The sequence below is a fragment of the Mesorhizobium sp. M0676 genome, assembly GCF_040320535.1.
GTDB lineage: Bacteria > Pseudomonadota > Alphaproteobacteria > Rhizobiales > Rhizobiaceae > Mesorhizobium.
Genome location: NZ_JAMYPU010000010.1, coordinates 196,540 through 221,146, shown reverse-complemented (window position 1 = coordinate 221,146; position 24,607 = coordinate 196,540). Strand labels below are relative to the sequence as shown.

Below are 24,607 nucleotides of genomic sequence, written 5' to 3'. Positions count from 1 at the left end.
ATCTCCATGCCTTGCGATATCGCTGGCGTGAGCCACCACGAAAGCGCAAGTTTCAGTCCATGCCAAAGCTATCTTAGCGCCTATGGGGCAAAGGGGAAGATCGCGCTTCACCTCCGCAGGAATCGGGTGGTTCACGCCCGCCGTTCGCCCCACTTTGATCATATCAAAGGAGGCATCGATGACCATCCATTCGATAAGCACCAAACGCGCAGCCCATTCGGCCGAAGCGCGCGTCGCAGCGCAGGACTGGAGTGCTCTGATCGGCGAACTGAACAGCCACGGCAGCACCGTCATGCCGGCGCTGCTTTCACCCGAGGAGTGCACCGAGATCGCCGGTCTCTATCCGCATGAGGACCATTTCCGCAGCCATGTGGTGATGGCCCGCCATGGCTTCGGCAAGGGCGAGTACCGCTATTTCCGCTATCCGCTGCCGGATCTGGTCGGTGGCCTGCGCACCGCGCTCTATCCCAGGCTCGCCTGCGTCGCCAACGACTGGAACGAACGCATGGGCGCGGCACGGCGCTATCCCGATGACCACGCCGCCTTCCTCCAGCTTTGCCACGAAAGCGGCCAAACGCGGCCGACGCCGCTTCTCCTGCAATATGGCCCCGGCGACTTCAACTGCCTCCATCAGGACCTCTACGGCGATCTCGCTTTTCCCCTGCAGGTGGCGATCCTGTTGTCGCAGCCCGGCGAGGATTTCACCGGCGGCGAATTCGTCCTGACCGAACAGCGCCCGCGCATGCAAAGCCGTGCCGAAGTGGTGCCGCTGACCCGGGGCGATGCGGTGATCTTTGCTGTCCACAACCGCCCGGTGCAAGGCACGAAAGGCCATTACCGCGTCAACCTCAGGCACGGCGTCAGCCGCCTGCGCTCCGGCAGGCGGCATACAGTGGGGATCATTTTCCACGACGCGAAGTGACAATTCGTCGGACACCGCCAAAGCACCTCACTACCGCTGCTTATTGACATGGCGAGTTCGGCGGAACAGTCTCCGCTTGTGTAAGAGAGGGGAATTTATGAAACGATCCTATGAGAAGCCGACACTCGTCAGACGGGGCAAGCTCGCCTCGCTCGCCGCCCAGCAGGTGCCGTCAATAGAAGCGGAAGTGCCCGCACCGAACTGAGTACAGAAGCTGGTTCAAAAACAGCCCGTTGCGCAAAATCGCGCGGCGGGCTGTTTTGCATTCTGGAGGTGCGGACCGCAGCGGCTTTTGCGCGCGGCGTCAAATGGGCGCTTCCTCTGGCGCGGCCGATCGCGTAAGGGCCGGGGAAAATCCTCCAAGGTTCTTCCAGTCGCATGATCCGTCTTGAAAGCATCAGCAAGCAGAACGGCCGCCAGCTTGTCTTCATCGAGGCCTCGGCCTCGCTACAGAAGGGCGAGAAGGTCGGCCTTGTCGGGCCGAACGGCGCCGGCAAGACGACGCTGTTTCGCATGATCACCGGCCAGGAACAGCCCGACGAAGGCCAGGTGCAGGTCGATCGCGGCGTCACCATCGGCTATTTCAGCCAGGATGTCGGCGACATGGCCGGCCGCAGTGCTGTGGCCGAGGTGATGAACGGCGCCGGGCCGGTCAGCGACGTGGCGGCCGAAATGGCCGAACTCGAGGCGGCCATGGCCGACCCCGAACAGGCCGACCGGATGGAGGAGATCATCGAGAAGTACGGCGAGGCGCAGCATCGTTTCGAGGAGCTCGACGGCTATGCGCTCGATGGCCGCGCCCGCGAAGTGCTCGACGGCCTCGGCTTTTCCCAGGAAATGATGGACGGCGATGTCGGCAAACTGTCCGGCGGCTGGAAGATGCGCGTGGCGCTGGCCCGCATCCTGTTGATGCGGCCCGACGTCATGCTGCTCGACGAGCCGTCCAACCATCTCGATCTCGAAAGCCTGATCTGGCTGGAGCAGTTCCTGAAGGGTTATGAGGGCGCGCTGCTGATGACCTCGCACGACCGCGAGTTCATGAACCGCATCGTCAACAAGGTGGTCGAGATCGACGCCGGTTCGCTCACCGCCTATTCCGGCAATTACGAATTCTACCAGCAGCAGCGGGCGATCGCCGACAAGCAGCAGCAGGCGCAGTTCGAGCGCCAGCAGGCCATGCTGGCCAAGGAGATCGCTTTCATCGAGCGCTTCAAGGCGCGGGCGTCACACGCCGCCCAGGTGCAGAGCCGGGTGAAGAAGCTCGACAAGATCGATCGTGTCGAGCCGCCCAAGCGCCGTCAGATCGTGAATTTCGATTTTCAGCCGGCGCCGCGCTGCGGCGAGGATGTCGTGACGCTGAAGAACGTCCACAAGGGCTATGGCAGCCGCTCGATCTATGAGGGGCTGGACTTCCAGGTCCGCCGCCGCGAGCGCTGGTGCATCATGGGCGTCAACGGCGCCGGCAAGTCGACACTGCTGAAGCTGGTGGCCGGCGCGTCTGACCCGGATGCCGGCACAGTTGCTCGGGGGCCGAGTGTGAAAATGGGCTATTTCGCCCAGCACGCCATGGAGGTGTTGGAGGGCGAACGCACCGTGTTCCAGACGCTGGAGGACGCGTTTCCGCAAGCCGGCCAGGCGCCGCTCAGGGCACTCGCCGGCTGCTTCGGCTTTTCCGGCGACGAGATCGAGAAGAAATGCCGGGTGCTGTCGGGCGGCGAAAAGGCGCGCCTGGTAATGGCGCTGATGCTGTTCGACCCGCCCAACCTGCTGGTGCTGGACGAGCCGACCAACCATTTGGACATCGCCACAAAGGAGATGCTGATCACGGCGCTGTCGCAATACGAAGGCACCATGCTGTTCGTCTCGCACGACCGCCATTTCCTGGCCGCACTCTCCAACCGCGTGCTGGAACTGACGCCAGAAGGCATCCACACCTATGGCGGCGGCTATACCGAATATGTGGAGAGGACCGGGCACGAGGCGCCGGGGCTGCGGACCTGACGCAGGTCCTGCGTCCGCATTTGCGTCCAGCAAAGCCAGGATTTGTCAGCTCGCCGCCAGCCATTTGCGCGACTGCGCGAAGGCCTTGAAGGCTTTGGCATCCATCGGGTAGCCGAACAGGAAGCCTTGCAGGATGTCGCAGCCAAGCTCTTTCAGGATGCGCGCGTGCTCCATCGTCTCGACGCCCTCGGCGATCACTTCGATCCCGAGCGACTTGCCGATGTCGATGATGGACGACACAAGCTGCCGCTGTGCGGTTGAGCTGGTGATGGGGGTGACCAGCTGGCGGTCGATCTTGAGGCGACGGGGCCGCAACTTCAACAGCGAGACGATCGAGGCATGCCCGGTGCCGAAATCGTCGATCTCGACGTCGATGCCGAGCCCCTTGATGTGTTCGATGTTCCAGCTGACCAGCTCGTCGTTTTCGTCGAGGAAAATCGACTCCACCAGTTCGAACGACACGGTCCCTTCCTTGATCGGAAGCTTGCGCAAACCCTTGATCAGGTCCCTGTCTTCCAGGCGCCGTGCGGAAACGTTGACCGAGACGCGCGGGATGTTGAGGTGGCTGCGCGACCAACGCTCAAAATTATCGAGCGCCTGCTCCAGGACGGTGCGGTCGATAAGCGCCACGACATTAAGTTCTTCAGCCACCTTGATGTAGGCGTCGGGGGTCAGCATGCCGCGTTGCGGATGATCCCAACGCGACAGCGCCTCGACGCCGACGATCTCCAGCGTCTTGGCGTCGAACTGCGGCTGATAGTAGACGATGAATTCGTTCCGCTCGAGCCCGCCCAGAATCTCATCGGCGGTCTGCTTGGTCCGCACGATCTCGCTCTGCAGCTCTTCGTTAAAAAACTCGTAGCGGTTGCGGCCGCTGCCTTTCGCCCGGTACAACGCCAGATCGGCATTGACAAGCAACTGCCTTGCATCGACGCCGCTATTGGCCGCAATGCCGATGCTGACGCCGAACCGGCACTGGTGACCCAGATAGTCGACCGGCTGGCGCATCGCATCGATAATGTGGTCGGCCAGCGCGGCGAGTTCCTTGTCGTCGCGTCCATGGCTCAGCACGACAAACTCGTCGCCGCCGATGCGCGCAACGAAATCGGCACTGCCGACGCTGGCCTTGATGACTTTCGAAGCATGCACCAGCAATGCATCGCCCGCTGCATGGCCGAGCGTGTCGTTGATCTGCTTGAACCGGTCAAGGTCGAGATGCAGCAACGCCGCACGGCCGTCGGCTTCGCGGTTTTCGGCAAGCATCTCGTCCAGATACCGACGGTTGGGCAGACCGGTCAGCGAATCATGCATCGCGACATGCTCGATGCGGGCTTTGGCCAGGTTCAGTTCGGCATTTTTCGATTCTGAAAGGCGACGTTCACGCACGAGATTCTCGTTGAGCAGCACGTCGCCTGTCACATCCCATTCGGCGCCGATCATTTTTGGCGTGCCGTCAATGTCCCGGAAGAAACTGGCGCGGGTGCGCACATGGCGAATGGTGCCGTCCGGCCGCAGGAGCCGATATTGCGAAGAGTAGGGGCCTTGTGTTGCAACAGCCGAATCGAAATCTGCTTTAGCCCGTTCGAAGTCTTGGGGATGGATCGCCAGCGCCCAGTCGTCATAGCTACGGGTCTTGCCGCCGCCGGGTTTGCCATAGATTTCGTTGATGCGGTCGTCCCATACGAGTTCGTTGCTGACGGTATCGTGCTCCCACACGCCTATAGCAGAGGCTTCCAACGCCAACTCCAGCCGCCGGGACAGGCGCCTCAACTCGGCGTCACTTTTCTGCCGCTCACCGAAAAGACGTCCTGCCACGAGGATCGGCAGCACCACCAGCGCGCCGGCAAGCGCCATGAGCAGACGCAACAGCCACTCATTTTTCGGAGCGGTCGGCCAGCCGCCCTTCGGTATGGCTGAAATTTGCCAGGAGCCTGAAGGCAATTGCACCTCTGCCATCACCGGATTGCCGGACACGACATTATCGCCGCCGAAGAACAGTTCCCCGCCGCCGCCGAGCGCATCCTTGCCGATAAGCGCCACATCGATATCCAGATCAGGGTCGGTCAGTCCGCTGGCAGCGTAGAGCCGATCGACATCGATCACGGCCGAGACGATACCCCAGAAACGGTCGCCGCCACCCGCCGTCGGCACGAAGACCGGGATACGGCCGATGAAGCCACGTCCGCCTTGCGCCAGTTTGACCGGCCCGGCGAGCACCAGCGCGCGCTGGTCACGGGCGCGAAGCGCGGCCATGCGTTGCGTATCGCTCTTGCGGTAGTCCAGCCCGATGGCTTTTTCATTGCCTTCCAGCGGATACATCAGCGCGATGACGAGGTCGGGGGCGCCGGCAATATCGCGCAACTGCGATTTTTGCTCGAACAGATTACGGGCGAGTGCCGCAAATCTTTGCTGGCCCATATAAGGCTCGGTAACGATTGTCGAAACGAGACCCTGAACCAGCTGGAGATTGCCGCCTATGTTGCCTTCGAGCTTGGCGCGTATGATGTTGACCTTGGCCAGGACGTCGGCGCGCGCCAGCTGATCGGAGACCTCTCTGTTCCTCTGGTCGGCAACCAGGGCGCAGACGAGAAGCACGACAAAGGCAATCGCCGCCGGCAAGTTGGCGGAAGAAAAAACGGCCCGTTTCAACCGGCCGGAATTGAGCATTGCACCTGCCAACTCGATCCGAAGACCTTTCCAGGACAGTAGTCCTTCGGTCGACCATAGTAGCTAAAGCTTAAGTTTGAGCTTCGAGACGAATCCGAGAACAAACGGTAAGCTTTTGGCTGCCAGGGTCCAGCCGAAATCTGAATGAGTGTCCGAAAGTAGGACGCCAGGTTGCAGCGTTCTGCAACCCAGCGGCGAAGTCATATTCGCCTCAGATTGCAACAAGCCGCCTGATCTTGCCGCGCGGGCCCTTGCGGGAGGCTTACTTCCCAGCCATTTGATCGGCCAGCGCCTGCGCCTGGGCGAGCAGCGCCGGGAAAGCCGGGTCAGCCGGCAGGCGCTGCGCCATGCAGGCCCGGTAGTCGCTGTCGCCCTTGTCCCAGGCGGCGTTGGAGGACTCGAACGCTTTTTCGTCCTTCAGGTCCGATGCCTGGTAGGCCTCCTGGAATTTCTGCGCGGCGGCGTCCGCAGCAGCCCACACGGCGTCGCAGGCGGCGATCTTCGGAACGGCAGGGGCTGCCGGCGCTGCGATAATTCTCACGCTGTTGCCTTTGACGAGCGTAATGACGACTTCCTGCTCGTAGATCGGCCCGACGTCCTGCGTCCAGCCGCCGAGCCGTGCGAAGGCGATGTCGGCGCCCTCGGGCTTCTTCAATGGAAAGTCGAGCGTTCCCTCGAAGGCGGCGTCGCTGTTGATCGCCTGGGTGTAGAAGGCATCGAGCTTAAGCGCCTCATCGATGCCGACGGGCAGTTTGAAACTCTCGTCGGTCTCGGCGGTTCTGGACTGGAGCCAGCGCTCCAGCAGCCCTCGCGTCGTTGCCACCAGGCTAGGCCCGTCGTCGTCCTTGGTGTATCGCAGTCCATCGAGCATGCCATAGCCGATATCGGAGTCGCTGAGGCTTTCGATATTGATTGTGCCGGTTGGCGGAAAGTCCTTGACCGCCAGCGGGCCGACGATGCCGGCAAGACGATGCTGGAGATCGGCCAAGGCCTTCTCGTTCTCAGCGTCGATGGTCTCGATTGCCGCGTTCGCGCTGTTCAGCGCCGCGATATCAGCCATCGCCTTGTCACGCGCGGCGACATAGTCGTCCTCCGGCGAGGCCGCGAAAGCCACGCTGCTCACCAGCGCAAACAGAAACGTCCAGACCCACCGCATGATATAAACCCTGCTCTACGTTCGATTCCAAGGATACATGACAACATTGGGCTGAAAAAAGACGGCGTGGAGCTGCAGATCTCTCCCCTTGATGGGGAGATGGCCGGCAGGCCAGAGGGGGTCGCCGCGCGTGAAGCGCTGACTCCTTTTGCAGCGCGAGACGACGTTAGCGCTTCACGCGCAACGACCCCCTCTGTCGCCTTCGGCGACATCTCCCCCTCGAGGGGGGAGATTGGCGCCTACATCACCCTTTGCGCTTCTCCACCTCCGCCTTCCTCAGCAAAAACCGCTGAATCTTGCCGCTCGGCGTCTTCGGCAGCTCGGTGACGAATTCGACCTCGCGCGGGTAGGCGTGCGCCGACAGCCGTTTCTTGACGTGCTGGGCAAGCTCTTCGGCGAGGTCGGGGTTGCCCTTGTAAGCCGGCACCAGCACGACGAAGGCCTTGACGATCTCTGTGCGCTGCGGATCGGGTACGCCGACCACGGCCGCCTCGTTGACCGCCGGATGCTCGATCAGCGCGCTTTCGACGTCGAACGGGCCGATGCGATAGCCGGCCGAAGTGATGACATCGTCGGCGCGGCCGATGAAGGAGACCGAACCGTCCGGCTCGTACTCCACCGTGTCGCCCGTGCGGTAGTAGCCGCCCCTGATCGCCGGCGTTTGCGCCTGGTGATAGCCGTCGAACCAGCGCAGCGGCGACTTCGCGATGTCGACGGCGAGGATGCCGGGCTGGTTGGGGCCGAGCTCGTTGCCGGCCTCGTCCAGTACCACCATGCGATATCCGGGCATGGCGAAGCCGGCCGAGCCCGCGCGAACGACATGCGAGAGCCCATGATGGTTGTTGACCATCATGCCGTTCTCGGTCTGGCCGTAATGGTCGTGAATGGGCGCGGCGAGATTTGCGTCGAACCAGCGGATGACTTCCGGGTTGAGCGGCTCGCCGGCGCTGCTCACCACGCGCAGTCTGCCTTTGACGCGGGCCGCAGCTTCCGCGCCTTCCGCCATCAGCAGGCGATAGGCGGTCGGCGAGCCGGCAAGGCTGGTGACGCCGAGCCGCTCGATGATGTCGTAAGTGCTCTTGGCGTTGAAGGCGCCTTCATAGAAGGTCGTGGCGATGCCGAGCTGCAACGGGCCGGTGATGGCGTAATAGAGGCCGTAGGCCCAGCCGGGGTCGGCGATGTTCCAGAAGATGTCGTCGGGCAGCAAGCCGATCGCGTCGCGCATATAGGCGCCGAAGGCGAGCAGGGCGCGAAGCGGCACCGGCACGCCCTTGGGCAGGCCGGTCGTTCCCGACGTCGACATCATCATGAACAAGTCGTCGCCCTTGCGCATCACCGGCTGGCACTCGGGCGAGGCGGCGGCAAGCGCGGCGCGGAAATCGATGTCGCCTGCAGGTAGCACACCGCCATTGCCAAGAATGGTGGCGATTTGCGCTGATGTCTCGACCTCGTCGAGCTTGCCGCGATTGGCCGGGTTGGTCACCACGATCCTGGCGCCGCTATAGCCGAGGCGGTGCTCGATGGCTTTCGGACCGAAGGCGGTGAACAGCGGCTGGTAGACCGCGCCGATGCGCCATGTCCCGAGGATCAGCGCCACCAGTTCGGGGACGCGCGGCAGCATGCCGGCGACGACATCGCCGGCACCGACGCCGGCGGCCTTGAGCACATTGGCGGCGCGCCCCGACATGTCGGCGAGATCGTCGAAGCTGAATTCGCGAAGCTCACCGCCGGCCGAGATCGCGCGCAGCGCCAGCCGGTTTTGTCCGGTGTAGCGGCCGCAGCATTCGACATAGGCATTGATGCCGGTTCCAGGGTTGCCATACAACCGCGCGATCTCATCTTCGATGCGAAAGCGCTGAGCGGCATCCTCATAGCGCGGCATTTTGCTCATGGCGGTCCTCCCCTAGGCGGCGCCCATCTCCCTTGGAGCGCCTTATCGGTCAGATTGCCTGAAATTGCTGCGCTGGTCGATTACGGCGATAGTCGGGGGATGCGAAGGATCGCAGCGCAGCGACAATCCGCGCGCAGCCACTGGAGTTGACCGAACCGTCCATCCGGCCGATAGCACCGCCAGAATTGCCCCGAGGCCCCAATGACCCCAGACTCAACTTTCGATGACGCGGCCACAGCCGACGAAGAACGCGATGCCGACACCGCCTGGCAAAACGACATCCGCGCGGGCGTGCGCCGCGTCCGCGATCTCGCCTCCCTGCCGCTGTCACCCGCCGAGCGCGCGGCGGCGCAGGAGGCGGTCGTACGCCACAAGGTGCGTGCCCCCAAAACCTATCTCGACCTGATCGACTGGAACGATCCCGCCGACCCGATCCGCGCGCAAATCATTCCATCGCCGGATGAGCTGACGGAAACGGAAGGCGAGCTCGACGATCCGATCGCCGACCATGCCTTCAGTCCGGTGCCGCGACTGACGCATCGCCACGCCGACCGCGTGCTGTTGTTTGCGACCTACCAATGCGCGGTCTATTGCCGCTTCTGCTTCCGCAAGGAGTCTCTGACCTCGATCGGCCGCGGCTATACGCGCGAGGCGCTCGAAGACGCCTTTGCCTATATCGAAGCCCATACCGAAATCCGCGAAGTGATCCTGACCGGCGGCGATCCGCTTTCGCTGCCCGACAAGGCGCTGGCTGAAATCCGCGCCCGCATCGAGGCGATCGCGCATGTCAGGCTGCTGCGTATCCACACGCGCGTGCCTGTCGTGCTGCCGGCGCGCATCACGCCGGGGCTGGTTGGCGCCTTGCAGGGCCGGCTGATGGTCACAATCGTCACCCATTTCAACCATGCGCGGGAGATCACGCCGGCCACCGAATTGGCCTGTCGCGTCATGCGCCAGGCAGGCTTCGTGCTGCTCAACCAGACCGTCCTGCTCAAGGGCGTCAACGATACGGTCGAGGTGCTGGAGGAACTCTGCCGCGAACTGATGTACCGGCTCGGCGTCAAACCCTATTACCTGCACCATGGCGACCTCGCGCGCGGCATGGCGCACAGGCGCACCACGATTGCGCAGGGACAGGCGCTGGCCGGCGCGCTGCGCGCCCGCCTGTCGGGCATCTGCAATCCGGTCTATGTGCTGGACCTGCCGGAAGGCGGTGGCAAGGTGCCGCTCGGGCCATGCCATGTCGAGGGCCGGGACGGGCAGGACTGGCGCATCCGCGGCCAGGACGGCGAGGTGAGGCTGTATCGGGACGCCGTGGTGTAGGCAGGGCGCAGCGGCGACGATGACCGCCGCCGTCACATTGTCGATCGGGATGACCATCGCACCAAACTCTCGCCACGACGCGTTCGCTTGCATTCCGTATGTTGACATAAAGATATCCTTATGTGATGGTTGTCGCCTCAAGGATAAAAAATGTCGCAGAATTCTGCATCGCTGGACGCATTGTTCGGCCCCGTCGCGGCAAAGCCCGATGGGTCCGAAGTGCTTGCGGCGCTCACGGCAGCGGCGCGCGAGCGCATTCTCATTCTCGACGGCGCCATGGGCACGCAGATTCAGGGTCTCGGTTTCGACGAGGAGCATTTTCGCGGCGAGGCATTCGCCGGCTGCGCCTGCCACCAGCAGGGCAACAACGACCTCTTGATCCTGACGCAGCCGAAGGCGATCGAGGAGATCCATTATCAATACGCCATCGCTGGCGCCGATATCCTCGAGACCAACACCTTCTCCTCGACCTCGATCGCCCAGGCGGATTACGGCATGGAGGATGCCGTCTACGCGCTGAACCGCGACGGCGCGCGGCTGGTGCGTCGGGCAGCGGCGAGGGCACAGCAGGAGGACGGCAAGCGGCGCTTCGTCGCCGGCGCGCTCGGGCCGACCAACCGCACCGCCTCGATGTCGCCCGACGTCAACAATCCCGGCTATCGCGCCGTGACCTTCGACGATCTGCGCCTGGCCTATGGCGAGCAGTTGCGCGGACTGGTCGACGGTGGCGCCGACATCATCCTGATCGAAACTATCTTCGACACGTTGAACGCCAAGGCGGCGATCTTCGCCTGCAATGAGATTTTCCTCGAAAAGGGCGTACGGCTGCCGGTGATGATTTCCGGCACCATCACCGATCTCTCCGGCCGCACCCTGTCGGGCCAGACGCCGACCGCCTTCTGGCATTCGGTGCGCCATGCCAGCCCGTTCACCATCGGCCTCAACTGCGCGCTCGGCGCCAACGCCATGCGCGCGCATCTGGCTGAAATATCGAGCGTCGCCGACACCTTCGTCTGCGCCTATCCGAATGCCGGCCTGCCCAATGAATTCGGCCGCTATGACGAGAGCCCGGACTTCATGGCCGCGCAGATCGAGGATTTTGCGCGGGAAGGGCTCGTCAACGTCGTCGGCGGCTGCTGTGGCTCGACGCCGGACCACATCCGCGCCATCGCCGAGGCTGTCAAGAAATATCCGCCACGCGCCATCCCCGAGATCGAGCGCAAGATGCGCCTGTCCGGGCTGGAGCCGTTCACGCTGACTGATGAGATTCCCTTCGTCAATGTCGGCGAACGCACCAACGTCACCGGCTCGGCCAAGTTCCGAAAGCTGATCACGGCGGGCGACTATGTCCCGGCGCTCGACGTGGCGCGCGACCAGGTCGCCAATGGCGCACAGATCATCGACATCAACATGGATGAAGGCCTGATCGATTCGAAAAAGGCGATGGTCGAGTACCTCAATTTGATCGCCGCCGAACCCGACATCGCCCGTGTTCCGGTGATGGTCGACTCCTCGAAATGGGAGATCATCGAGGCCGGGCTGAAATGCGTGCAGGGCAAGCCACTGGTCAACTCCATCTCGATGAAGGAAGGCGAGGAAGCCTTTCTGCATCATGCGAAGCTGGTGCGCGCCTACGGCGCGGCGGTGGTCGTCATGGCCTTCGACGAGGCCGGCCAGGCCGACACCAAGGCGCGCAAGGTCGAGATCTGCACCCGCGCCTACAAGCTGCTCACCGAACAGGCCGGTTTCCCGCCCGAAGACATCGTCTTCGACCCCAACGTCTTCGCGGTCGCCACCGGCATCGAGGAGCACGACAATTACGGCGTCGACTTCATCGAGGCCACAGGCGAGATCACCGCCACGCTGCCGCATGTGCATATCTCGGGCGGCGTCTCGAACCTGTCCTTCTCCTTCCGCGGCAACGAGCCGGTGCGCGAGGCGATGCACGCCGTGTTTCTCTATCACGCCATCCAGCGCGGCATGGATATGGGCATCGTCAATGCCGGTCAGCTCGCCGTCTACGACACGATCGAGCCGGAGCTGCGCGAAGCGTGCGAGGATGTCGTGCTCAACCGCGCGCCCAGGGCGACCGCCACCGAACGCATGCTGGAGATCGCCGAGCGCTTCAAGGGCACCGCCGGCAAGGAAGTCAGGGATCGCGATCTCGCCTGGCGCGACTGGACGGTCGAGCGGCGGATTTCGCATGCGCTGGTCAACGGCATCACCGAATTCATCGACGCCGACACCGAAGAGGCGCGGCTTGCGGCCGAGCGGCCTCTGCATGTCATCGAAGGCCCGCTGATGGCCGGCATGAATGTCGTCGGCGATCTGTTCGGCGCTGGAAAGATGTTTCTGCCGCAAGTGGTGAAGTCGGCGCGCGTGATGAAGCAAGCGGTGGCCGGATTGCTGCCGCACATGGAGGCCGAAAAACTGGCCAACGCCGCCAATGGCATCGACAATGGCGAGCGCCAGACGGCCGGCAAAATCCTGATGGCGACGGTGAAGGGCGATGTCCACGACATCGGCAAGAACATCGTCGGCGTCGTTCTGGCGTGCAACAATTACGAGATCATCGATCTCGGCGTCATGGTGCCGGCGGCGAAGATCCTGCAGAGGGCTCGCGAGCAAAATGTCGACATCATCGGCCTGTCCGGCCTGATCACCCCGTCGCTGGACGAGATGGTGCACATGGCCGCCGAGATGGAGCGCGAAGGCTTCGACATTCCGCTTTTGATCGGCGGCGCGACAACCAGCCGCGTGCACACGGCGGTGAAGATCCATCCCCGCTACTCCAGGGGACAGACGGTCTATGTCAATGACGCCAGCCGGGCGGTCGGCGTCGTCTCGTCCTTGCTGTCGAAGGAGACCAAGGGCGGCTACGTCGACACAGTGCGGGCCGAGTACAAAAAGGTCGCCGACGCGCATGCCCGCTCCGAGGCCGACAAGCAGCGGCTGCCGCTGGCCAAGGCCAGGGCCAATGCGCACAGGGTGGACTGGTCCGCCTATGAACCGCCGAAGCCGTCCTTCACCGGCGTGAAAGTGTTCGAGAACTGGGACCTGACTGAGCTCTCGCGCTACATCGACTGGACGCCGTTCTTCCAGACCTGGGAGTTGAAAGGGCGTTACCCCAAGATCCTCGACGACGAGAAGCAGGGACCGGCGGCACGCCAGCTTTTCGAGGATGCGCAGGCGATGCTGACAAAAATCATCGCGGAAAAATGGTTCGCGCCGCGCGGCGTCATCGGCTTCTGGCCGGCGAACGCCGTCGGCGACGACATCAGGCTGTTCACGGATGAGGCGCGCTCGCAGGAGCTTGCCACTTTCTTCACGCTGCGCCAGCAGCTGATCAAGCGCGACAGCAAGGCCAATGTCGCGCTGTCGGATTTCGTCGCACCGGCCGACAGCGGCAAGCCGGACTATATCGGCGGCTTCATCGTCACCGCGGGGATCGAGGAGGTGGCGATCGCCGAGCGCTTCGAGCGCGCCAATGACGATTATTCCTCGATCATGGTCAAGGCGCTGGCCGATCGTTTCGCCGAAGCTTTTGCCGAGCGCATGCACGAGAAGGTGCGCAAGGAATTCTGGGGCTATGCATCAGACGAGAAGCTGGCGCCCGACGAACTGATCGGCGAGCCTTATCGCGGCATCCGCCCCGCGCCCGGCTATCCCGCGCAGCCCGATCATACCGAGAAGGCGACCTTGTTCCGGCTGCTCGACGGCGAGCGCAATGCCGGCGTCGGCCTGACCGAGAGCTATGCGATGTGGCCGGGCTCGTCTGTGTCCGGCATCTATCTCGCCCATCCCGAAAGCTATTATTTCGGCGTCGCCAAAGTCGAGCGCGACCAGGTCGAGGACTATGCCCGCCGCAAAGCCATGCCGCTGGCCGATGCCGAGCGCTGGCTTGGGCCGATCCTCAACTATGTGCCCGTGGATTATGCCGAGGCGGCGGAATAGCCGGGACGTGATCTGGCCCAATGGCTCGACCGCTCCCTTGATTTTCACCGTCGAAAAAAATCGCGCCGCACCCGGTTCTCGGCGAGCTGCCGGTTGTGGGTCGGTCAGACTTAGGTCCCTCGCGCCTGCTTTTCTGGAACAAGCCGTGATGTCCCGCATTTTATTGGCAGGGACACAAGGAGTGTCGAGTGAAAGCGATTTTGGGACTGGTCGGCGGCTTCGTGCTGACCCTTGCGGTGTTCGGCAGCGGGCTGGTTTTCGCAGCCTGGCTGCTTGCCGCCAAGCCTGTGCGGGAGGCAAGGCCCACCGTCAGCGTGGCGGAACTGTGGACCCGGAAAGCGCGGCCGGTGGACAGGACGGCGCAGGACTTCGAACGTGTGCCGCCCGAGCAGTCCGCGCCTGCCGACATCGCCGCCAGGGAGCCAGCCCAGGACCCGGCCAGGCAGCAGCCCGATCCCACCGTCACCGGCGCCATCGCGCGGACCGAACTGCCGCCGCCGCATCTCGCCTGGTGCGCCAGCCGCTACCGCTCTTACGATCCCGAGGACAACAGCTACATGTCCTATAGCGGACAGCAGCGCACCTGCGTATCGCCCTATCTCGGCGCCGACCGCGCCGCGCCGCGAGAGGCAAGCTATGTCGAGGGCGCGGGCGCCTACGCGGCCGCCGGCGGCGAACCGGACCATGTCGCCTCCTGCTTCAGCCGCTATCGCTCCTACCGTCCGGAAGACAACAGCTACCAGCCATATTCCGGCGGGCCGAGACGGCAATGCGAGTAGCCAGCGCGAAGGGCGCCGCGAACGATTGCGACCGCGCGATTTCTGGGATCGTTCGGATCGCCCTCAAAGCCCAGGGGAGGAACCACCATGGAAGACGACCGGCATCACAAGATACAGCAGCGCGCCTACCAGATCTGGGAGCGCGAAGGCACTGGTGACCCCGAACACCACTGGCACCGGGCCGAGGCCGAAATCGACCGCGAGGCGGCGCTGCCGCTGACCGCCGACGACGCCCTGCCGCGCGAGATCGCCAGCACCGACATCCTGGCGGTCGAGGAACTGGCCACGCGCACCGGCATATCGGGCGAGGAAGCGCAGGAGCTGATCGACAGACTGGGCACGGACCGCGCGGCGGTTGAGCAGGCGGCGAGGGGGATTGAGGGAAAGAGGACATCCTGACCGGCGAAAGCGGGAGAAGCGGGCTCGCAGATCTACCGAACAAATGGGAGTTGTCGTTGGGGCAGTTAGCGAACCCGCACAGCTAAAGCTCCACACGAAAATAGTGCGTCGAGCGTGTACCCTTGGTGAAACGATCTTGGTCGAAGCTCTTCGGCTTTACGTACCATACATTGTTCACCGGAAACTTCGCACAAAATGCACCTACTGCCACTGCTTCGAGCTTGTCGCCCGTGAGACCGATTTCGAAATTTAGGCCACCCTCACGATAGGATCGCCTAAAAACACGTTCCATGGATTTCAGTATACTCGTAGGATCACGAACGTCGCATTGCTCGATTGAACCCGCCTCGGCACCTCGAACTGCGACTTCCGCGCCTAGCCTTGCAACGGTTGCCCGCGCCGTTTTAGAATTGTCGACGAGAACCTTGATCATGTCGTAGTCGCGTTGTTCAGCAAGATGGATGAGCCGTTCATGTTTGGCTGAACCAAACGCTAAAAGCGCCTTCATTCTCGTTTCGTCGGAGGTCAGCGAATGAAGCAATTCGAGCGAATAGGGGCCAATCTCTCCGGAAAGGACGTCTTTGAGCTGCGTCAGCAAGGCATCGTAGTTCTTTTCCGACTGGGCGCCTAAGATCGCAGTGAGACTTGCCTCAAGTGGGTAGTATTCTCGAGCTTCAGTGTAGACTGCGGTAAAGGATCGATTTCGACGTAGAGCATCTACCGTCAACTGGAATATCGCTGCCTTGGTAAACCCAGTAGCATCAATAGCGAGCACACCATCTTGGGTGCAAGATGAAAGTGAACGCAACTCGGCATAAGGTAAAATCCTAAACGATATTTCTTTCTCTTCGAGAACACGAATAATATCTCGCGATCTTCCCTCCTCGGGATAACTGACCGCAACTACGCGACTTGGATTCAAAGATTCTAGGGCGCGCTTCGCAGAATCGACTGCTCGTTGCTCAAATCCAAGGGCGATGTATAAGGCATCCGTTCGGGTCGACTGCGTTTCTCTTGGTTGATATTCGAGAATGGTTGGAAGCGGCAGCAATTCATCGCCTGCCGTGTCTAGGGGATCGTACATTGATTTCGGAGCCACGTCGAAGAGGTCGTCCTGTTTGACCTTGACGGGCCGCTTCGGAAGCGAATCAAGCTTGACCTGTTCCGCAGGCTCATCTTCTTCCGAATCTTCGTCTGGCTCCAAATCTGTACGCAAGTTTCGCATCAAAATGTCTGCGCCTTCGTTTGGCCGGTTGAGCCAATCTTCGAGTTGTGCGCCTGACAACTCGAACCTGTCTCGTTCGGAGAGGCCGATAAAGTCCGCCAAACCGCAGACTTTTCGGAATGTGAGCTTGAACTGTTGGACCGGGTCCGAGTCCTTTGTTTTCGTTCGGGGAGCCCCACCTTGAAATACGAATACTCCCGCGTCGACCAGTTCACGCAATTTCCTTCCTTGTTCGTCCCGATCACCTGCGGTGACACGAACGTAAATTGAGGAATACTGCCGCAATCCACGATCCTCACTCTTCTTTGCGGATTGCATAAGCAATTCATGAGATGCGGCTGCGAACGATTTTGCCACCGCCTTGAGATGGCTGCCGCGTCGGTCAAGCAAATATAAATGAGTTGAGCAGAATTCCTGAAATGCATCGCTTTGCGCTTGGTTGCTAACAGGGAATCTGCCATTCGAGCGCGTCAGTATATTTTCGTAGATCGTGATTGCGCCCCCAATATCACCCACGCAAACTGCCTTCAACGCTGAGATTCCGTGGTAGACGGACTTTCGCGCTCTAGAGTTTGGTCCAGAATGGCTTATCGTATTCGCTATCGAGGCTAGAGATTGGTCTCCTAGGACGTCTGCTGGTGGATGTGCGGGGTGGGCGGAAAAAAATCGAGCACGCTGAGCAAGGATATCGGCAAGAAATTGCTTCCCGCCCCGCTGCTTCAGCCTCTTATGGACTTCTGTACCCAAATCAAAGGTCTCAAAGTCTCGCCAATGGGCCGCTGGCTCGACGCCTCCTGGGGATTTGAGCGACAGGAATATTGTTTGCGTTTCTGACGTTAGCTTGAATGCACAGTTTGGGCTTTGAAAAATAAGGGCAGATAGGATTTCCTCAATCTTCGCCGGGAGTAAATATCGGGTTGAGACATCGTCGAGCAAAAACAAGACCTGGCCGATGGCCCAAACACTTGAGCATTTCCTTATGCCGTCAGCAAGCACTGGGAAAGCATTAGATGCGTGAGACATCATCCTTATCTGACTGTCCGAGCGACATGCGAGGATGAGTAACTCAACGAGGCGACGCTCTAGTTCCTGCACCGTCCCAACAGCCGAACCAAACGTGTGGCCGCCTAGAATAGATGAGAGCGCATTCTCGATATACTGCGCGGCACGCTCGTTCACGGACGCTGCGTCGATGTCCATCATGTGCGCGAGTGACCTGGCCGCCTCAAGCGAATAAGCTATGGCAAGCCTGGCAAACATGTTCATCGTATCGAGTTGCTGCTCTTCGCTGACTGTGAGCAGCGCTGAGGCAGAAACGAAGAACCCAACATATCCATCACCATGAAGTCGCTGCATAATTTGTGCATCGCTTTCGTCGGGCTTCTTAGCTGCGCGCGCATGGAACTGAAGGGCACGGAGCAACATGGTCTTTCCGCATCCGCGCATACCGGTCACGATCAGGGGGCCAGGAGAACTGATGCTTCGTTGCCAGCTTCCATCCGGATCGACAAGTAACTGGGGTACATTCCAGGCTTCTAGAGTCTGTGCATTGTAGGAGTCATCAAACTTGCGTAGCGTGAGGGGCTGTCGCCACGGGCGCCACGGTTCGGCCGTTCGGAAGAATGAATCTTCCAGTTTATGTATCAATTCCTGAGGCGTCGGCGTACGTTGACTCTCGATTGCGGGGGCGACGCTCAAAGCTATTATCTTCAGCTCAAGAGCAAGCCGTGCGTCAAGGTCGGTTAGCCCGTCCGCGCCCTCAGATAGCAACGAAGACAATCGATCAATATGTGCGCCAATCCAGTGGAGATCACTTTTATAGCCGCCTCCAGATCGACGGTCATCGGAAAGCGATCCAAGATCTATCGCAACGGCACGAATAGAGGGAGCCATCGCGTCGCGCCGATATCTTGCCGGCGACAATTCTTCGACAATGATATTGCCGGCATGGAAGTCATTATGATTTATACGCCTTCTAGTCAGTTCATCATGTATACGAAATAGGTCCGCAGCTATTTGCGCAGCCGTACCGGCGGTAAGCCTCTGTTTTCCTGAAAGATAACCAGATAAGAGTTCACCATCAATGAAATCTAAAACAGCAACGTAGCAATCGATATCAATGTTTAAGAAGCTTACGATCGAGTCAAAGGCGTCCGTTATTCCGACGATATAGTCAGCGCCGTTGGCAGCATCGGCGTGTAATTGGCACTCTTTCTGAAAGTCTTTATTAAAAAAACCGTAAACTGCCTTAGGAACCACTTTCAAAACATGGCGGGTGGGGAAAACCCCCGTGCGCTCCGCAACAAATGTCGCCCCATAGAATCCGCGCCCCAAGGGCCGCAAAACTTTATATTCCCGGATAGTAGCTGGGGCATCGAATAGCGGAAACCCGAAATCTTTACCGCAGCTGGGGCATACCTCACTAAGCGATTTCTCTGAGAAATCATTGGCAGGACAACTGAAGCAGCAGTATTTCCCGCGATCACTTGACAACTTCATCCTCCATGGCGGATCCGGCGGTATGTGAAACGATAAGCGCTCTCCTTAGGCGGTCCATCACCTCTAGGGCTGTCCCTCTTCCTAGGCGAATGGACATAACCGGCTCAGCACGAGTCACCCTATTTCCTGGTTCGACAAGCAGCCGAACCCCTGCCGGATCCGGAAACGGACCGCCATAGGAAGTTTTCTTCTGCTCAGACACTAACACGGATCTTATTATTTCTAGGTCATATCGTATGAATCCGTTGTCGGGGCTTTCAATGAAATGGATATGCGATCTTCTTACCGCTTCGACTTTATCCAGAAACCCGTCGTAACTTCCGCCATGAGCATCTACGTTGGCTGCAAATTCTACAGAGGGCGGTGAGTTGATTTGCCGGACATCAGAGCCAGAAACCGCGTAAGCCATGGCTTCGCATTGAGCAACGTGACGTTGCAACCAGTCATCACTATCCCCTCGAAGCGCATCACTCATCGCCCAGAGCGACTCGCCCCTGCCTACGAAGGGTTGGAAAGGTAGCTGCGCGTCAGTCAGAATACAGACTGCTCGAAGACCAAGAAGTTTGGCAACACTGATGAACCTTTTAGCGTTTCTCCTGCCGGTCTCATAATCGTCGCCAAAATTTCCATGGGGCGCTATCCTTACGTCAAGGCCGACAGAGCGGACGCCTACGGCGATCTTCTTTGACAGCAGGCTTGCGATAACGAGCTCTGGGACGGCTTGAACCGCTAAGCCTTGCCGTAGTCTAAATATCTCAGCGTCCAAGGGTGCAAATAAGCCTGCTGAATTGAAATGTGCATAGCCGCATTTCGCAATGACTACCCGGATCTCTGTCGGGTCAAGGTCGATTTTGTAGCCAGGAATCTGTGCAAGGACATCTAGGCCGCCAGCTGGCCTGCCTGGCACCCCAAGCTTTGGAACTTGGAATCCCTCTCGGACAAGAAATAGCGGCGTCAGTAGCGTTGACAATGACGAGGGGCCGCCGGTCGAGGCGACATCAGCCGTCGATGCCTCTCCGAAATCAAGCTTCACCCCGGAATTGGCAAATTCAACGGCGAGTGCAGCTACCTGATCATCAGTTAGGCCGTGCCTCGCAACCGACCTGACATAATCCGACCAGTCGCGCTTGCTTAAAGACCCCTTGGCGCTGGGTTCATTTCCGGACAATTCGCCACCATTTTCTCATGCTAGAGTTCAAGCGATTTGCGTAGGGCCGTTGCATGCTTCTGGGCGAAAATCGGAGGGAACGCATTGCCGATTATCTGAGCCGTTGCGTAGCGCCCTCGTGATATGTCGAAATAGTAATTAGTAGGAAAACCCTGAAGGAGTGCTGCCTCTCGAAGCGTTATAGCCCGATCGTGTTCTGGATGGATAAACCGACCCTTCGAGGGATTGATGCATCCGCCGGTAATCGTAGGTGAAGGGTATTTCCATGACATGCGGCCATAGACATCTCGGAAGCCATCACTAATGTCGTGGCATGCCAGCCGAAGTTTTATTGGCAGATCGGACCTACTGCCGCCGTCTTTGGGGATGTTTTCGATCATCCTTTGGACTTTGTCAGTGTGCCGAACTTGGTAATTGTGGAGCGGGTCGAGACTGTCAGATGTGAGAGGCATTCGTCCAATTGCGCCGCGAACGCTCCTCCTGCGAGCCTTGCCTACAGCCAGGGCCGGTTCACGTCCTAATGCAGCTACAAGGATCAGTCGCTTGCGTCTTTGAGGTGCCCCGAAATCGGCGGCGTTGAAAACGCTCAGCTTACATTTGTAGCCTGCACGTTCGAAGCATTGGAGTACAGCTTCGACTCGGTCGTCAGTTGCTAGTCCTGGCACATTCTCCAGCATTATGGCCTTCGGTCTAATGGCAACTGCAATCCGAACGAACTCGAAGACCAGGTCGTTCATAGGTTCTTCGATCAGATGCCTTCCGTTCTTAGTCCGCATTGAAGAGAATCCCTGGCAGGGGGGGCAGCCAGCAACCAGATCAATCTGCTCCTTTTGCATCCCAAGTTGTCTAAGGATTGCATCCGGATCGAGATGACGAATATCTGACTCAAACAGAAATGAAGATTTGTGGTTACGCCGATAGGTCGAACATGCAAGTGGGTCAATCTCAACGGCCGCAACGACATTGAAGCCGGCTTTCTTCAATCCGAGAGTCAAGCCACCGCAGCCACTGAATAGATCAATGGCGATGGGCCGCATCTTGGCAGGCGAACGAACTTTATTTTTGCTCACGATCCCCCTCTGTCGAACAAAAATTGAATCAATAAATGGCATTCCTGATGGTGTCGAGCATGCAGATAACATTGGTAATGTAGTGGTCTGAAAATAGGTTCGCCGACGTCGAGTGGGTAATCGTTGCCGCGTGGCGGGTTCGTCTTGGGCTTAGCTCATTCGGTCTACAAGGTTCGTTGGCCGTTGCCCACGCTTCTCCCACCATTCCACCCCTCCCGTTAACCTTTCATTAACCATACCACCGCTAGCGTTTACCTCTCAGTAAGGAATCGCCCGCCGTGACCTTTGCCGCTCCCCTCGAGGCCAAATCCATTCGCTTTCGCGCCCGCTCCTTCGTCGCTTTCACGCTGACGCCGGAGGCGCCTTTGGATGTTTGGCTGGAGAGCCTCGATCGCTGGGTCGGCAATTCGCCGGGCTATTTTGCCGGGCGCCCGGTGGTGCTCGATCTGAACGTGCTGAAGCCTGATGTCGTCGCCATCGAAGCGCTGGTCGATTTGCTCGGCCAGCGCGGCATCCGCATCTATGCCATCGAGCTCGACGGCGGCGCCGAGCTTGGCGCGCATCTGCCGCCGGTGCTGGTCGGCGCCAAGGAGGCGACCACCGACGGTCTGCTGCTGCAGCCGAGCCGCAAGGCGGGCAGGGCGGAGGACGCCACTGCGGTGGGCGACATGAAGGCGGCCGGTGACATCAAGGCAGAGGCCGGCGATTTGAAGGCGGGCGAGTTGAAACCGGCGGGCGGTGCCAAGACGCAGCCTCAAGACGTCAAAATTGCCGCGCCGGACGCCGGCACGTTGATGATCCGCTCGCCGATCCGCTCGGGGCAGCTGATCTTCCATCCGCATGGCGATGTCATCGTGCTGGGTTCGGTCGCCTCCGGCTCCGAGATCGTCGCCACCGGTTCCATCCATGTCTATGGCACGCTGCGCGGCCGCGCTTCGGCGGGCGCTCAAGGCAACACGGCGGCGCGTGTCTTCTGCCGCAGGAACGAAGCCGAGCTTCTGTCGGTGGATGGCTGGTATTGCACCGCTGAGGAGATGGACCCGTCAGTCCGGGGCAAGCCTGTGCAGGCATTTCTCGACAACGGCATGCTGCGCATCGCCCCTTTCAGCTAATGCGTCTCGCCCGACAACGACATAACGAACAACAACGGAGGCTTTATTGATGGGCAAGGTAGTGGTGGTCACCTCGGGCAAGGGGGGCGTCGGCAAGACGACCTCTACCGCGGCTCTGGGGGCGGCGGTCGCCAAGACCGGCAAGAAGGTGGCGCTGGTCGATTTCGATGTCGGCCTGCGCAACCTCGATTTGATCATGGGCGCCGAACGGCGCGTGGTGTTCGACCTCGTCAACGTCATCCAGGGCTCGGCAAAGCTGTCGCAGGCGCTGATCCGCGACAAGCGGGTCGAGACTTTGTTCCTGCTGCCGGCCTCGCAGACGCGCGACAAGGATGCGCTGACCGAGGAGGGCGTGGCCGAGGTCATCGGCAAGCTGCGCTCGGTGTTCGACTATGTCTTCTGCGACAGCCCGGCCGGCATCGAGCGCGGCGCGCAACTCGCCATGCGCTTTGCCGACGAGGCGGTCATCGTCACCAATCCGGAAGTGTCGTCGGTGCGCGATTCCGACCGCATCATCGGCCTGCTCGATTCCCGCACCTTGCGGGCCGAGGAGGGCGAGCAGATCGCCAAGCATGTGCTGGTCACGCGCTACGATGCGGGACGCGCCGCGCGGGGCGAAATGCTGTCGATCGACGATGTGCTGGAGATCCTGTCGGTGCCGCTGCTCGGCATTATCCCTGAGAGCCAGGATGTGCTGCGCGCCTCCAACCTCGGTTCGCCGGTGACGCTGTCGGAGCCGCTCAATGCCGCTGCCAAGGCTTACATCGACGCGGCCAAGCGGCTCGAGGGCGAACAGCTGCCGGTCATCGTGCCCTTCGAACGCAAGGGCTTCCTCGATCGTCTTTTGGGAAGGAGGGCGGCATGAACCTGCTCGACATCTTCAAGCGGCGCACCAGCGCGCCGGTGGCGCGCGAACGGCTGCAAGTGCTTCTCGCCTATGAGCGCCGCAACCGCAGCCAGCCCGATCTCGTCTCCATCCTGCGCGAAGAGATCATGGCGGTGATCGCCAAGCATGTGCAGATCGACCAGGATTATCTGCAAGTTTCGATGGACCGCGGCGAGACCATGTCGACGCTGGAGATCGACATCCAGATCCCCAACAAGGGCGCAGTGCCGCTGGCCATGGCCGGGTGAGATTGAAGCTGCTGATCTCCCCCCTTGTGGGGAGATGGCCGGCAGGCCAGAGGGGGGCGCTGTCCCGCCGGCCTGTCGATTGTTTGGCAACGGCTTGGGCCGAAGTCGGTCCTAGCCGACACGACTTGTCGAACGTAGCGATCCTTTGCGCCCCCCTCTGTCCTGCCGGACATCTCCCCCACGAGGGGGGAGATTGGGCACTCCTTCGCGGCTTCGCCGATCAGTCACCCTCTCAAAAAACATTCAACCAACCAGTTGACTATCTAAAATCGCATCTCTATATTCAACTACATGGTTGAATTAGAGACGCCCCAGATGGACCAGGTTTTTCACGCCCTTGGCGACGCCACGCGCCGGAACATGCTTAACCACCTCGCCGGCGGCGAGCGTACGGTGAGCGAGTTGGCGCAGCCCTTTGCCATGTCGCTGGCCGCCGCCTCCAAGCACATCAAGGCGCTGGAGCATGCCGGGCTGATCCGGCGCGAAGTGCGCGGGCGCACCCATGTCTGCCGCCTCGAGGCCCGTCCGCTGGCGACCGCCTATCAGTGGCTCGGCCAATACGCGCGTTTCTGGAACAGCCGCTTCGATGTCCTCGAACAGCTTTTGCGCGAGGAGGCGGGGCGCAAAACGTCGACAACGCAGACAACGCCGGCACCGGCAAATCCAGAACCATCCAAGCCGGAATTACCCAGGCCAACATCATCCAAGCCAACATCATCCGAGGGAGACGACCGATGAACCAGATGAACAGCTTCGACGGCTACGCCCAGCTGATCCAGCCGGCCACATTGAGGATCGAACGGCTTTTGCCCGGAACCAGGGAGCGCGTCTGGGAATATCTGACGCAGAGCGATCTGCGCCGCCAATGGCTGGCGGCCGGCGACATGGAGATGGAGGAAGGCTCTTCCTTCGATCTGGTCTGGCGCAATGACGAACTGACCGACCCGCCCGGCGACAGGCCGGCCAGCTTCAGTGGCGGGGAGCAGCGGATGCACAACCAGATCGTCGAGTGCGATCCGCCGCGCAAGCTCACCATCACCTGGAACGGCAGCGGCAATGTCACCTTCGAATTGGCGCAGCGCGGCGACGACGTCCTGCTCACCCTGGTCCACCGCCGCCTGCCGGACCGCTCAAGCCTGATGATGCATGCCGCCGGCTGGCACGTGCATCTCGACCTCCTGGTTGCCCGCGTAGCGGCCGAGAAGCCCGAACCGTTCTGGGACAGCTTTAGCCGTATCGTGGCGGAATACGACCGGCGCCTGCCGGCCTGACCTGACCTAACGCATCGCCCGGTCCAACCGGGCACC

Annotated in this window: 18 protein-coding genes; 11 read left to right on the top strand and 7 right to left on the bottom strand. The window is 60.8% G+C overall.

Annotated features, from left to right (window positions below; genetic code table 11):
• The coding region (locus NKI35_RS14070; protein WP_352740450.1) for a hypothetical protein at window positions 1-186 on the bottom strand (186 nt) is incomplete at its 3' end.
• On the opposite strand from NKI35_RS14070, the gene NKI35_RS14065 reads away from it, so the two are divergent.
• Window positions 179-922 (top strand): 2OG-Fe(II) oxygenase, encoded by a 744-nt coding sequence (locus tag NKI35_RS14065; protein WP_352459592.1) that lies wholly within the window; start codon window positions 179-181, stop codon window positions 920-922. The two genes, NKI35_RS14070 and NKI35_RS14065, sit on opposite strands and share 8 nt — an antisense overlap.
• Before the next feature lie 378 nt (window positions 923-1,300).
• Window positions 1,301-2,923: an ABC-F family ATP-binding cassette domain-containing protein gene (locus tag NKI35_RS14060; protein ID WP_352518966.1), complete on the top strand. Its 1,623-nt coding sequence runs from the start codon at window positions 1,301-1,303 to the stop codon at window positions 2,921-2,923.
• 45 nt (window positions 2,924-2,968) lie between these two features.
• Here NKI35_RS14060 and NKI35_RS14055 read toward each other — a convergent pair whose 3' ends face one another.
• From NKI35_RS14055 to NKI35_RS14045, 3 genes are all read right to left on the bottom strand, one after another.
• Entirely contained in the window at window positions 2,969-5,590 is a 2,622-nt protein-coding gene (locus NKI35_RS14055) for a bifunctional diguanylate cyclase/phosphodiesterase (RefSeq protein ID WP_352740447.1), read from the bottom strand.
• Between the two features lie 262 nt (window positions 5,591-5,852).
• On the bottom strand, window positions 5,853-6,746 hold the full coding sequence (locus tag NKI35_RS14050; RefSeq protein WP_352740445.1) for a hypothetical protein: 894 nt from the start codon (window positions 6,744-6,746) through the stop codon (window positions 5,853-5,855).
• A gap of 244 nt (window positions 6,747-6,990) precedes the next feature.
• A complete protein-coding gene (locus NKI35_RS14045; protein WP_352740443.1) occupies window positions 6,991-8,637 on the bottom strand; it encodes an acyl-CoA synthetase in 1,647 nt (548 codons plus the stop codon).
• A gap of 201 nt (window positions 8,638-8,838) precedes the next feature.
• On the opposite strand from NKI35_RS14045, the gene NKI35_RS14040 reads away from it, so the two are divergent.
• The 4 genes from NKI35_RS14040 (at window position 8,839) to NKI35_RS14025 (ending at window position 15,092) form a co-directional block, all read left to right on the top strand.
• A complete protein-coding gene (locus NKI35_RS14040) occupies window positions 8,839-9,960 on the top strand; it encodes a KamA family radical SAM protein (protein WP_352740441.1) in 1,122 nt (373 codons plus the stop codon).
• Window positions 9,961-10,110: 150 nt separating this feature from the next.
• On the top strand, window positions 10,111-13,914 hold the full coding sequence (gene metH, locus NKI35_RS14035; protein ID WP_352740439.1) for a methionine synthase: 3,804 nt from the start codon (window positions 10,111-10,113) through the stop codon (window positions 13,912-13,914).
• A gap of 188 nt (window positions 13,915-14,102) precedes the next feature.
• On the top strand, window positions 14,103-14,693 hold the full coding sequence (locus NKI35_RS14030) for a BA14K family protein (protein ID WP_352740437.1): 591 nt from the start codon (window positions 14,103-14,105) through the stop codon (window positions 14,691-14,693).
• 87 nt (window positions 14,694-14,780) lie between these two features.
• Window positions 14,781-15,092: a DUF2934 domain-containing protein gene (locus NKI35_RS14025; protein ID WP_352740435.1), complete on the top strand. Its 312-nt coding sequence runs from the start codon at window positions 14,781-14,783 to the stop codon at window positions 15,090-15,092.
• A gap of 82 nt (window positions 15,093-15,174) precedes the next feature.
• On the opposite strand, the gene NKI35_RS14020 is transcribed toward NKI35_RS14025, so the two are convergent.
• The 3 genes from NKI35_RS14020 to NKI35_RS14010 are packed head-to-tail and all read right to left on the bottom strand — an operon-like array spanning window position 15,175 to window position 21,096.
• Window positions 15,175-18,810 carry an ORC-CDC6 family AAA ATPase gene (locus NKI35_RS14020; protein ID WP_352740433.1) on the bottom strand — a complete coding sequence of 1,212 codons (3,636 nt, stop codon included), beginning with the start codon at window positions 18,808-18,810 and terminating at the stop codon, window positions 15,175-15,177.
• Window positions 18,800-19,984: a hypothetical protein gene (locus NKI35_RS14015; RefSeq protein ID WP_352740431.1), complete on the bottom strand. Its 1,185-nt coding sequence runs from the start codon at window positions 19,982-19,984 to the stop codon at window positions 18,800-18,802. Before NKI35_RS14015 ends, NKI35_RS14020 begins: the two co-directional genes overlap by 11 nt.
• 20 nt (window positions 19,985-20,004) lie before the next feature.
• A complete protein-coding gene (locus NKI35_RS14010; RefSeq protein ID WP_352740429.1) occupies window positions 20,005-21,096 on the bottom strand; it encodes a DNA cytosine methyltransferase in 1,092 nt (363 codons plus the stop codon).
• A 236-nt stretch (window positions 21,097-21,332) separates the two neighbouring features.
• On the opposite strand from NKI35_RS14010, the gene minC reads away from it, so the two are divergent.
• The 5 genes from minC to NKI35_RS13985 all read left to right on the top strand — a co-directional run bounded on the left by minC (window position 21,333) and on the right by NKI35_RS13985 (window position 24,571).
• Window positions 21,333-22,166, top strand: coding sequence for a septum site-determining protein MinC (minC, locus tag NKI35_RS14005; RefSeq protein WP_352740427.1), 834 nt, complete (start codon window positions 21,333-21,335; stop codon window positions 22,164-22,166).
• A gap of 49 nt (window positions 22,167-22,215) precedes the next feature.
• Entirely contained in the window at window positions 22,216-23,031 is an 816-nt protein-coding gene (gene minD, locus NKI35_RS14000; protein ID WP_023670342.1) for a septum site-determining protein MinD, read from the top strand.
• Window positions 23,028-23,300 (top strand): cell division topological specificity factor MinE, encoded by a 273-nt coding sequence (gene minE, locus NKI35_RS13995; protein WP_352740425.1) that lies wholly within the window; start codon window positions 23,028-23,030, stop codon window positions 23,298-23,300. The genes minD and minE overlap by 4 nt, the downstream gene beginning before the upstream one ends.
• A gap of 291 nt (window positions 23,301-23,591) precedes the next feature.
• Window positions 23,592-24,038 carry an ArsR/SmtB family transcription factor gene (locus NKI35_RS13990; RefSeq protein ID WP_352740423.1) on the top strand — a complete coding sequence of 149 codons (447 nt, stop codon included), beginning with the start codon at window positions 23,592-23,594 and terminating at the stop codon, window positions 24,036-24,038.
• Entirely contained in the window at window positions 24,035-24,571 is a 537-nt protein-coding gene (locus tag NKI35_RS13985) for an SRPBCC family protein (RefSeq protein WP_352627420.1), read from the top strand. The genes NKI35_RS13990 and NKI35_RS13985 overlap by 4 nt, the downstream gene beginning before the upstream one ends.
• The last annotated feature ends 36 nt before the right edge of the window (window positions 24,572-24,607 follow it).

Bases quoted from the DNA above. Each gene is read 5' to 3' on its own strand.
- NKI35_RS14045 (WP_352740443.1), bottom strand. From the start codon at position 8,637: ATGAGCAAAATGCCGCGCTATGAGGATGCCGCTCAGCGCTTTCGCATC.
- NKI35_RS14065 (WP_352459592.1), top strand. From the start codon at position 179: ATGACCATCCATTCGATAAGCACCAAACGCGCAGCCCATTCGGCCGAA.
- minD (WP_023670342.1), top strand. From the start codon at position 22,216: ATGGGCAAGGTAGTGGTGGTCACCTCGGGCAAGGGGGGCGTCGGCAAG.
- NKI35_RS13985 (WP_352627420.1), top strand. From the start codon at position 24,035: ATGAACCAGATGAACAGCTTCGACGGCTACGCCCAGCTGATCCAGCCG.
- NKI35_RS13990 (WP_352740423.1), top strand. From the start codon at position 23,592: ATGGTTGAATTAGAGACGCCCCAGATGGACCAGGTTTTTCACGCCCTT.
- NKI35_RS14010 (WP_352740429.1), bottom strand. From the start codon at position 21,096: ATGCCATTTATTGATTCAATTTTTGTTCGACAGAGGGGGATCGTGAGC.
- NKI35_RS14040 (WP_352740441.1), top strand. From the start codon at position 8,839: ATGACCCCAGACTCAACTTTCGATGACGCGGCCACAGCCGACGAAGAA.
- metH (WP_352740439.1), top strand. From the start codon at position 10,111: ATGTCGCAGAATTCTGCATCGCTGGACGCATTGTTCGGCCCCGTCGCG.
- NKI35_RS14055 (WP_352740447.1), bottom strand. From the start codon at position 5,590: ATGCTCAATTCCGGCCGGTTGAAACGGGCCGTTTTTTCTTCCGCCAAC.
- NKI35_RS14060 (WP_352518966.1), top strand. From the start codon at position 1,301: ATGATCCGTCTTGAAAGCATCAGCAAGCAGAACGGCCGCCAGCTTGTC.
- minE (WP_352740425.1), top strand. From the start codon at position 23,028: ATGAACCTGCTCGACATCTTCAAGCGGCGCACCAGCGCGCCGGTGGCG.
- NKI35_RS14025 (WP_352740435.1), top strand. From the start codon at position 14,781: ATGGAAGACGACCGGCATCACAAGATACAGCAGCGCGCCTACCAGATC.
- NKI35_RS14050 (WP_352740445.1), bottom strand. From the start codon at position 6,746: ATGCGGTGGGTCTGGACGTTTCTGTTTGCGCTGGTGAGCAGCGTGGCT.